Here is an 11,372-nt window from a genome sequence, read left to right as displayed (position 1 = left end):
TCCCCTCGATTCCCCGTCTATCCTCAAACCCAGCACTGCGACACCAAACCACACCACCGCTTTTTACTTATCCCCTCCGATCAGGCTAAATACCCGCCTGATCGTTTAACCCTACGGATTGTCCGCCATGGCCCGTCAACGCTTTGCAATTGCCTGGATCGCCTGCCTTGCAGTGCTGTTCAACGCCTTTGCCATGCCGATGGCCAGTGCGATGCAGCAGTCCAAGGACCCTGTGCAGCAATTGCTGTGGGGCAGTTTCTGTTCGTCCAATGGCGCCAGCCTGAAGACCATTGCCCTGGGCAAGCTGGAGATTCCGGCGCCGCAGCAGGACGATCATTCCACCATGCAGCATTGCTGGTGTTGCTCTGGCTCGGCGCCGTTGGTGGCGTTGCCGGGGCATGTGCCGCAGTTGTATCTCACGCGATTCGAGACGCTACAGCGTCAACCACACACCCCATTGCAAACCCCAACCCCGCGCCAGCAATGGCCGAGCCTTAACCCCCGCGCCTCTCCAACGGCCTGATCTTCTTCGCACATCAACTGCGTTTAGAACCGTTCTGGAGAACTGCCATGCTCAAATCATCCCTGCTTCTGGCCGCCTTGCTGCTGCCGGTGCTCAGTGCTGCCAATGCCGAAGACTACAAGGCCGGCGACCTGCTGGTCAGCAATCCCTGGTCCCAGGAGTTGCCGCCGAATGCGCCGACCGTCGCGGCGTATTTCGTGATTCATAACACCGGCGAAAGCCCGGATCGCTTGCTCAGTGTCGACACGCCGGTGGCGGACAAGGCTGAGCTGCATGAGCATGTGATGCAGGGCGACTTGATGAAGATGCAGCAAGTGCCCAGTGTCGCCGTACCGGCCAAGGGTGACCTGACCTTCGCACCCATGGCGTATCACGTAATGTTGCTGGGCCTCAAGGACCGCAGCGTGCTGGCCGATGGCAAGCAATTCCCACTGACCCTGACCTTCGAAAAAGCCGGCAAGGTCGTGGTGGAAGTGTCGGTGCAAAAAGTGCCGCCGATGGCCGGCCACGCACATAAGCCCGCCCAATAGGCTGACGTTCGATGGGCGCCCCCCGCGCCAGGTTGTCTCCACACCACCGCGTGATGCGCGGCAGTTGGATCAGCCTGTTCGCCATGCTGATGATCTTTATCGGTCCGCTGATTTCCCAAGCGATGCCGATGGATCATCACGCCGGTATGTCGATGGAAATGTCCATGGACATGCCCGGTTGCCATGGCGAACCTCAGCCAAAAAAATCCCCTGACGAACATCACGCGCTCTGGGCCAAGTGCGGTTATTGCGACCTGCTGTTCAGTTGCCCGGCCCTGCCTGGCAACGTGTCATTCGTGGCCATCGGCACTCCGCCGCCGGCCAACGCGCTCACCCCCGCCCCGCGCCTGGGCCATGCCCGGCAGAGCATCTTCCCCGGCGCGCGCAGCCGCGCCCCGCCCATCGCCTCGTAAGCGCACCTGACACCGTTACTTCACCCCGGCCGACTTTAGACAGACAGCCGCAGGCTGCTGGCCGTGTTGTTTACGATTGATTGATGGAATTTGTCATGTCCAGGTTTACTGCTGACTCCCGTTTGGGATGCACCCCTGTGCTCGCGGCCCTATGGGGCGCCCTGCTCGCCCCCCACGCGCTGGCCGATGAACACGCCGAGCACGAGCTGACCCCCACCGTGATCACGGCGATCGCCCCCAGCTCGCCGCTGACCGTGGTCACCAACCCCAAAGACCCGCGCCAACCGGTGCCCGCCAGCGACGGCGGCGACTACCTCAAGACCATCCCCGGCTTCGCCCTGGTACGCAACGGCGGCACCAATGGCGACCCGGTGCTGCGCGGCATGTTCGGCTCGCGCCTGAACATCCTCACCAACGGCAGCATGATGCTCGGCGCCTGCCCCGGCAGGATGGATGCACCGACCTCGTACATTTCGCCGGAAACCTACGACAAGCTCACCGTGATCAAAGGCCCGCAAACCGTACTCTGGGGCCCGGGCGCGTCGGCCGGCACCGTCCTGTTCGAACGCGAACCGGAGCACTTCGGTGAACTCGGCACGCGGCTCAATGCCAGTGTATTGGCCGGCTCCAACGGGCGCTTCGACAAGGTCATCGATGCCGCCGCTGGCGGGCCGCTGGGCTATGTGCGGGTGATCGGCAACCAGGCCCATGCCGATGACTACAAGGACGGCAACAACGACACCGTCGCCTCGCGCTACGACAAATGGAATGGCGACGTCGCCGTCGGCTTCACCCCGGATGCCGACACCCTGCTGGAGCTCACCGCCGGCCGTGGCGACGGCGAAGCGCGTTACGCCGGGCGCGGCATGGACGGTTCGCAGTTTCTGCGCGAAAGCCTGGGCCTGCGCTTCGAGAAATCGAATATCGGCGAAGTGCTGGATAAGGTCGAGGCGCAGGTCTACTACAACTACGCCGACCATGTGATGGACAACTACAACCTGCGCACGCCCTCGGGCACCGGGATGATGGCCGGGCCCATGGCCTCCAACGTCGACCGCCGCACCCTCGGCGCGCGCATCAAGGCCACCTGGCGTTGGGCCGATGTGCAACTGATCAGCGGCCTGGATGCGCAGACCAACGAGCATCGCCAACGCAGCAGCATGGGCATCGACACCTACAAGGATTTGCCCAAGGTCAAGGACGCCAATTTTCACAACTACGGCGTGTTCGGCGAGCTCACCTGGTACGCCGCCGACCGTGACCGCCTGATCACCGGCGCGCGCCTGGACCGCGCCTCGGCCAAGGACTTTCGGCAAACCACCGGCTCGGGGATGAGTGCACGCGCCAACCCGACCGCCGACGACACCCGCGCCGATACCCTGCCCTCGGGCTTTATGCGCTACGAGCATGACCTGGCCGACAGTCCTACCACCCTCTACGCGGGCCTGGGTCACTCGGAACGCTTCCCGGATTACTGGGAGCTGTTCTCGCCCAACACCGGCGCAGTCGGTTCGGTCAACGCCTTCGACGGCGTGAAGCCGGAGAAAACCACCCAGCTCGACGTCGGCGCGCAATACAAGGCTGACGACCTGGAGGCCTGGGCGTCGGGCTACGTCGGCCAGGTGCGTGATTTCATCCTGTTCGACTATCGGGCGGGGATGATGGGCACCACCTCCCAGGCACGCAATGTGGACGCGCGTATCATGGGCGGCGAACTGGGCGCGGCCTACACGCTGACGCAACACTGGAAGGCCGACGCCACCCTCGCCTACGCCTGGGGCAAGAACAGCAGCGACGGCAAGGCCCTGCCGCAAATGCCGCCGCTGGATGCACGTTTCGGCCTGACCTACAGCGAAGACGACTGGAGCGTCGGCGCCCTGTGGCGGGTGGTGGCGGCGCAAAACCGCATCGACCAAAACAAGGGCAACGTGGTCGGCAAGGACTACGACAAGAGCGGCGGCTTTGGCGTGTTCTCGCTGAATGGTGCGTACCGCATCAACAAAAACTTCAAGGTCAGCACGGGCGTCGACAACCTGTTCGGCAAGGCCTACGCCGAGCACTTGAACCTGGCCGGCAACGCCGGGTTCGGCTACCCGGCCAACGACCCGCAGGCCATCAAGGAACCAGGTCGCACCCTGTGGACCAAGGTGGACATGAGCTTCTAAAAGCATCGGGGGGCAAGCCCCCTCCCAGAGTTGGAATGCACTCCACATGTGGGAGGGGGCTTGCCCCCGATGGCGGCCTGACCAACGACAAAAATTCAAGCTTTGCGGAGCATCCCTGATGACCACTCAAAAAATCTCCTTCTACAACCTGGCCTGGCGCTGGCACTTCTACGCCGGCCTCTTCGTCGCCCCCTTCATGGTGCTGCTGGCCCTGACCGGCATCATCTACCTGTTCAAGCCCCAGCTCGACCCGCTGATGTACGGCGACCTGCTCAAGGTGCAAAGCGCCGAACACGCACTGAGCGCCGACGAGCAGTTGCAACGCGCCCAGGCGGCCTTTCCCCAGGGCAAGATCAGCAAGTACCTGCCACCCGCCGACGCCACCAGCAGCGCGCAGTTCGTGATGCACGACGGCGGGCGCGAAGTGACGGTGTTCGTCGACCCCTATCGCGGCACCGTACTCGGTGAGCAGGACGCAAAAAACAACCTGCAAGCCATCGCCCGCGCCCTGCACGGCGAACTGATGATCGGCACCGTCGGCGATCGCCTGATTGAACTCGCCGCCGGTTGGGGCGTGATGCTGGTGGTGTCCGGCCTGTACCTGTGGTGGCCGCGCGGCAAAACGTCGGCCGGCGTGTGGTGGCCGCGCTTCACAACCCGTGGCCGCGTGTTCTGGCGTGATCTGCATGCCGTCGCCGGCTTCTGGGGCGCGGCGTTTTTGCTGGTAATGCTGCTCAGTGGCATGACCTGGACCGGCTTCTGGGGCAAGCAATACGCCGATCTCTGGAACACCTTCCCGGCGGCGATGTGGAACAACGTGCCGCAATCCGATCAGCAGGCGCGGGTGCTCAACACCGCGACGCAACAGACCGTGCCCTGGGCCATGGAAAACACGCCGATGCCGATGTCCGGCGCCCATGCCGAACACATGAACCATGGCGCCATGCACGCCGCTCCCGCCGCGCCCACGGTGCGCTTGCAGCAAGTAATGGACTTGGCCACTGCACGTAAAGTCGAGCCCGGCTACAGCATCACCTTCCCGACCACTGCCGAGGGCGTGTTCACCGTTGCGGTGTTCGCCAACGACCCGCGCAACGACGCGACCCTGCATGTGGACCAATACACCGGCAAGGTCCTCGCCGATGTGCGCTGGGAGCACTACAACATCGTGGCGCGGGCCACCGAGACCGGCGTAATGCTGCACGAGGGTAAGATGTTCGGCTGGGTGAACCAGCTGATCGTGCTGCTGATCTGCCTGATGATTCTGCTCAGCGCCGTGAGTGGCGTGGTGATCTGGTGGAAGCGCCGGCCCCAGGGCGGCCTGGGCGTTCCGCCACTGCGCCATGACCTGCCGAAGTGGAAAACCGCAATGGTGATCATGCTTGCGCTGGCGATTATTTTCCCGCTGGTGGGCGCTTCGTTGATCGTGGTCTGGGCATTGGATCGCCTGGTGCTGTCGCGGTGGTTCGGGCAACGTGAATCCACTTCCGGCCCGATATGATTCGTCCCTGCCGCAGGAAGCGTTAACACGTAACACTTCCTGCAGACCTCAGCTCGCCGCACCCAGCGGCGAGCACCACCTTGAATTGGCGGGTTGTTTTTTATTGGCCTGATGCGCAGGCGCTAAGGCCCTGGCTTACAACTCATCCCGGTCGCGCATCCCCAGTGCTTCATCGATCTGGGTTTCTTCGGTTGAGCTGCGTGGGTCTACCTGAGCTTCCAGCAGGCGCCCCTCGTACCTCCAGAAATCATCCCGATCCAGTACAACAAGCTGTCCGCTACCGGTCAGGTTTTTCAGGAAATCACTGGGCTGAGACCCCACACCCCGCACCATGACTTCGTCTTCCATCGGCGAATAACTCGGAATGTATTTGAGTAGCGCCCCTTCGCGAACCGACACGTAAACACTTACCCCTCGCCGCCCATACGCACGTAACGCACGCATGAACAAGCTGAGGAGTGCCGGGCCGACAAAGTTGTTTATCAGCCGCTGCTCATTGGGATCGTTGCTTTGAGTGCTTGGCATGGCACTGTAGACAAGCTGGGCGGCGACCACTTGATAACCCGTCGGGAATACCGGTGCTGGCACCGGGCGGCCAACCGGCGGCACCAGCGGCTGTATTGGCCCATGGTGCCCGGTATAGAAAAGAGCCAGTTGCTGCGCCAGACCGAAACCGGCTACCTGCGGCAACGTGGCGACAAACGAGATGCGCGTGCTATTGCTCAGCACCGCAGCCAGATACTCCTGGCCCCGATACGGCGCAAGAGCGCGCTGCAAACCTCGGGCCGCATCGTCGGGATGGGAAAACAGCGGACTGCAGGCCTGCCAGAGTTCATAGAAACCCTGTCCCCTGCCTGGTTGCCAATCGGCGGAAACCCGCGTCGTTCCAGACCAGACCCGGCCCTCGATCAACACGTCCAGATTGCCCTTGGCAACCAGGCTGCGCACATAGTCGAGCATACGGGTTTCACCCTGCAGCAACTGCTGGCGCAATGTCTGCAAGGTGCCGAGAGTGTCCAGTTGCTCATCGGTGCTGAGGTACTGATACCTGAGCAGCCCGCCGTCCGGGCACGACAGGTAAAACCTGAGTTTCTTGTCCTTGAGCGCGTGAAGGCAAAAGCGCAGACCCGTATCAAAATCCGTGGGCAGGAAGAATGCCTGGTGCAACGGGTCCTCCACCGGCGTCAGCAACTCACTGGTAGCGCAGAGGTAGAGACCTTCCAGGGCATACCCCTGGGGCAGCAGGCCCTGGGGGAACACCTGGCCATAGTCGCGATAGCTCTCACGCACCAGCGGCAGGCTGACCATATAAAGCCCCAACTTGTGCGACTTGAAGACGTAGCCGAACTGCACGTTCTCGCCGTGCCGGCAGTGCTCGTGGGCATAGCGTACCGCGTCCTCTTCCTGGGTGAAGAGCGGGCTGAACGGTGGGTCGGACAGGGAGTTCCTGATCCATAACGGCTCAGGCACATCGGCGTTGGCAGTAAAGGGCGTGGTGATCCGGCGTGGCGGCCCCCACACCTTGCTTCCCGTTACCACCCGCAATACACCGGCCTCGCCCACCCGGGTGACGAATTCGACCGGGGTCAGCGTGCCCTCGCGCATCTGGCGCTCGATAAGGTTGTCCAACAAGTCTGCACGTTGCGGGTGCAATGGCAGCAGGGCTTTTTTCAGCGCCCCCTCGAGGGCTGTGTGGCTACGGGTATAACTCAGCACACAGCCGTCAGTGCCTAACAGATACTCACGGGTCAGGTGCGTGTCTGGCGACTGCAGCGATGCACTGATCACTCGGGTGGAAAGCATATTGCGGTAGACGTTCTTTTGCGTGACCTCCAGGGCAAACGGCAACTCACGCACGGGGCTGGTGCGGTAACGCGCGACAATCGTATGACCGGCTGGAAAACCTCCTGTGGGGATTACCTCATCGGGAAAAATCCACTTGGGATCGAAGTCTTCGCGCGGCACCTTCAGCGGTTCGGTGGCCACGAACAGGCCGTCCGGGCGTTTGAGCACCACGCCTCCCAGCAACCCATTATCGTGATTATCCAGGCGTGAGCAGACATGGCGCACCGCGTCATCCTGCTCCTGGAAAACCGGCCCCAGGCAACGCCGGATAAAATGCTCGTAGGGGTGCCACGTCGAGTTGTTTTTGCTTACCGGCCCTCGTCGATCCCAGCACTGGCTGCTGTACAACACCCGCAGGTCACCGGCCTTGGCGATCAGCGTGACATACCGGCGGATATCCAGGGTGCCGCTACGCAGGTTCATGCCCTGGATCGTCACATCGTCTCCATTGTTGACCGACGTGAGCAATGAAGAGGCCTGGGGTTGATAACGCAACAAGGCGCCATCGAGGGTCGACACATACACCGGCAACACGTCGGGGCCCGAAGAAGATCGCGGCAAATACCGGGCATCTTCTTCGGCACGCAACAACAACTCGGGGGTGACAAAGAACTGGGTCAGCCAGGCCTCGGAAGTCGGCAGCCCCACGGGTAGCCATTGCTGTGAATACAGCAGGCCCTTGAGTACAAACCCCTTGGCGAAATCGCCACCGGCCAGATACCCGGCGCCCCTGGAGGAGTCGCTCAGCCAACGCCCGGGCGGCTTGATCGGCAACAGCTCGCTGACCACATATTCTTCGTGTTCAGGGTGCTTGAGAATGTAGGCCGTCGCTGCCTGCGCATCCAGGTTCCTGCCGTACCAGCGCACGTGAGCATTGAGTGCCGCTGCGTCCTGGCTACTGAAGATCGCCCCAAACGCCGGGGTTTGCAGATCGACCTGGGCATACTCGAAGTTGGGCGTCCAGTCGCTGTAGACCCTGCCGCGCGGCCCCCACAACAGGCTCCTGACCAGCACTTGCAGATTGCCCGCATCCGCCAGGCGGCTAACGATGTCAACCGGCTTGAGCTTGCCGGTTTCCAGGCGCTCGAAATAACCATGCTGGCCGGGCTCGCGGGTGGTGTTGCTCAGCACCAGCAACTCATTGGCTGAGCCGCTGGGGGTGTAGCCGATCAGGTTGTTCGGCGAACCGCTCAGGTAGGCCGGCAGGCGGGATTCAATCACCGCCCGGATCTCCACATCCGAGAACATCGTGGCATTGACCTCAAGGTCCGCAAGGGTCCAGTCAAGGCGCCGCTGGCGGGCCAGGTCACTCAAGGACACCGCCCCATGGGAAGCGTAGCGCGCATGAATCTCATGGCCCACCGGTGGCACCAGCAAACCACCGCCCGGTCTCGGGAGCAGCAGGTCTGAGGAAAAGCCGCCGCCATGAATGGTCACAGGTTCGGTGAACACAAATCGCCCGTCTGGCCTTTTGAGAATGTACCCACCAAAGGCCGTCCCTCGGCGAAAGCCGATCTTCTCGTGGGCATGGCGCGCGGCATCATCCGCCGTCAGGAATGCCGCACTCAGCAACGTGGTACCCGAACCCAGCGGCAGACGCTCGCCGTCATGCATCGGCCCCAGTACGTTCCATAAATCGCCCTGCTGAATGACGTCCAACTCGCCCGCACGGATCACCCGGTGCACGAACTCCAGGGACGACAACGTGCCGTCGAGCAGTGCCGCCTGGTTGCCTTTGTCGGTCACCGTCTGGCCGGCCACGGTAAACAGTTCGTTGGCAGCGTCCGCACTCGGCACCTGCCACTGCAGCAGCGCCCGGTCAGGGGTTTGCAGATACAACTTGAGCCCCAACTCGGCGATCTGCAACCTGGAGGTAGCGAGGGCCTGGGCCATGGCCTCCACCCAAACCGCAGGTGGGGCAAACCGCTTGTACAGCCAGGTTTCATTGGCCGGTAACGGACTCAGCTCGGCGGCGAACACGTTACGGTAAATGCCAACCAGGCGATAATTTGAGGGCAGTTTTGCCTGACCGTTGGCACGGGCTGGGAACAGACTGGCCAGGGTTGTGCCTGCTGCAACCGGTAGGGTAGCGATATAGCTCGGGGCGTTCTGATGCTTGAGTACAAACCCCTGGTAAGCGCCCGCCGGCATGCCATTGATATGGTTCAGGGCGATCACCGCGGCGACATGCCCCGTGTTGGCCTGCGGCGTAAAGAACGGCTGCTCCTGCACGGTACCGTTGGGGACGACCGGATCGCCGACCCGCCACCCTCTGGCGACACGACCGCGAACGCCGCCCCAGACACGGTTGGGCAACACCACCCGCAGGTCGCCCGCATCGGCAAAATTCCAGATAGTCCCTTCAAACTCCGTGATCGGCGGGATCTGCATCTCACCGGTCAGTTGCTTGAGCAGCGTCTGTTCCGTCGTTGAACCACTGCTCACGTACTTAAGCAACGAGCCCTGCGGGCCCGACAGGTAATGGGCCGGGGCAAACGTGCGGTTGTCAATGACAAACGCCTGGTCGGCCGACGAGAAAAAACTGATAAATATCGCCACTTGATCGGGAGTGAACTGAGTGAGCAACCCCTGCTCACCTTCAGAGTCCGCCGGGTGCGAGTGGTAAAAGGCGTAGCAGTTGAAGGCGGCCGGTGCAATGAAGTGGTCCTGCTCATCGGTGGCCATGATGGAGCGAAAATCAAACTGAATCGACTCACCGGACACCGGTTCCGTGGCGAAATAACGCGCGCCTTGTTGCAGCACCGCACCGCCATACTCCTTGTCGCGTCGATCGCCGATCCGGTTGTGAGCCCAGCGCGCAGCATCATCGGCCGTGACAAAGGGCGGACTCAATACGGGCTTGGGAACCCGCGAGATGGCTCGCCACTGTGGGTTGACCGGACCGAGCTTGTCCCAGATCTTGCCGGCCCGGATCACCGACAGAGCCCCGCCTGCCGCCACGCGCAGGACGAAGTCCCGAGGGCGCAGCGTACCCGCGAGCAGCGCCGAATCAATCTGGTTATCCACCACCTGACCGTCCGGCTCGACGCGAAACAGTTCAGCCTCGGCAGTCGAGAACGCACACCTGTATTGCAACAACGCCCCATCATTGAGGTTGCGATAGAAAAACAGCCGACGCTCCGGCCCCAGCAAATCCCTGGACTGGAATCCATGGTAAAGCTGGGTCGCCAACTCCTGCGGGCTAAAAAAGTTACGGTACAGCCACGCTTCCTTGGGCGCGAGACGCAGGGGCACCGGGGGCCGCCCCAGATACACAGCGACCCAATGGAAGCGCTCGTGTGACACGCGGCTACCATCCGGCGTGCGCGGGAACAGTTGCTGGATGGACACCGGAACCGGCCCACCGGCCGGGGGCTCGACCAGCACATAGTCTTCTTTGTTGGCGTCCTTGAGGATGAAGGCGCGCTGTGGATCGCCTTGCTGCAACACGGCCAGCAGGGCATCAAGCCCGGCGTACACGGGCCCGCAGGCCGGCAGCTCGTAGGTACGCGAGACAAAGGCTGTAAACGGCCGCCATTGCCTGGGCACTGTTCCTGTCGAGCCGCCCCACAACGCACTGGGAACCACGATGGACAACTGGCTGACGCTGGCGGCCTTCTTGAAGAAGCTCTCCGGGCTGTTATCGGCCGGGCCATCCGCATGACCGAAGTGCAGCTTTTTCTCGAGCCACACACCAAAACGCTGCTCCTCAGCCGAACCGGTGGTGACATGCTTGAGCAACCCGCCATCGGGGCCAGACAGATAAGAGGCCGAAAAAAAACCTCGCTCCAGAATATTGATGGTCAGGTCAATATCCGAAAAAAAGCCATTCAGCCCTCTGACCTGACGCTCGGAAAACTCCGGGTTATTGACTTTAAACTCATCGAACATATCGGGGTGAGAGTGGTAGTCGGCCACGCACCGATAGCCTGGTGGGTGCAGGTACTGGCCATTGCTGTCGACTTTCAGCACCTTCCAGTGATCGAAGCTGTTGCGCTCGCCCGCTATCGGCTCGGTGGCATAGAAGTAGCCGTCCGCCAGGCTCTCCAGGATCACCCCGCCATACTCCATATCGCGCCGGCTGCCGATCTGTTGATGGGCATAACGAGCCGCATCATCCATGGTGACAAAGGCCGGTCCCACTGGCGGCAGTACCGCATCCGACTTCAAGCCACCGCCGAGCCAACCGCGTTTAGGTCGTTCCATGACATCCCCTCAAATTTGCCCTGACCAGACGCTGGCCAGGGTCGCGACGATGTTCACCGTTGGCGCGAACGCGAGGGCGCTAAATAGTTATCCAGCGGGTCACACGCACTGCCCCGTTCGGGCGCGCGCCGCGCACCAACACACAAACCAGGCCCTCACTTGGTGCAGCGCGACTTGCCGGTCCAGTCG

General features: G+C 62.2%; 6 protein-coding genes. 5 read left to right on the top strand and 1 reads right to left on the bottom strand.

The genetic code is table 11. The features are described 5' to 3' along the window. The first annotated feature begins 127 nt into the window (after positions 1-127). The 5 genes from AD670_RS16790 (at position 128) to AD670_RS16770 (ending at position 5,132) form a co-directional block, all read left to right on the top strand. Positions 128-523 (top strand): DUF2946 domain-containing protein, encoded by a 396-nt coding sequence (locus tag AD670_RS16790; protein WP_053134582.1) that lies wholly within the window; start codon positions 128-130, stop codon positions 521-523. 47 nt (positions 524-570) lie between these two features. Then, positions 571-1,053, top strand: coding sequence for a copper chaperone PCu(A)C (locus AD670_RS16785; RefSeq protein WP_053134578.1), 483 nt, complete (start codon positions 571-573; stop codon positions 1,051-1,053). A gap of 11 nt (positions 1,054-1,064) precedes the next feature. Beyond that, complete coding sequence (locus tag AD670_RS16780; RefSeq protein WP_082340987.1) at positions 1,065-1,466, top strand: DUF2946 domain-containing protein; 402 nt, start codon at positions 1,065-1,067, stop codon at positions 1,464-1,466. Positions 1,467-1,561: 95 nt separating this feature from the next. Continuing rightward, a complete protein-coding gene (locus tag AD670_RS16775; protein WP_053134575.1) occupies positions 1,562-3,631 on the top strand; it encodes a TonB-dependent copper receptor in 2,070 nt (689 codons plus the stop codon). Between the two features lie 118 nt (positions 3,632-3,749). Then, the gene (locus AD670_RS16770) at positions 3,750-5,132 is read left to right on the top strand and encodes a PepSY domain-containing protein (RefSeq protein WP_053134573.1); all 1,383 of its coding nucleotides are present in this window, start codon (positions 3,750-3,752) and stop codon (positions 5,130-5,132) included. A 135-nt stretch (positions 5,133-5,267) separates the two neighbouring features. Here AD670_RS16770 and AD670_RS16765 read toward each other — a convergent pair whose 3' ends face one another. Continuing rightward, positions 5,268-11,183, bottom strand: coding sequence for a DUF4329 domain-containing protein (locus AD670_RS16765; protein WP_053134571.1), 5,916 nt, complete (start codon positions 11,181-11,183; stop codon positions 5,268-5,270). Positions 11,184-11,372 lie beyond the last annotated feature (189 nt).

The sequence above is a fragment of the Pseudomonas sp. MIACH genome, from assembly GCF_001269925.1.
Lineage (GTDB): Bacteria > Pseudomonadota > Gammaproteobacteria > Pseudomonadales > Pseudomonadaceae > Aquipseudomonas.
This window is presented reverse-complemented; position numbering and strand designations above follow the sequence as displayed.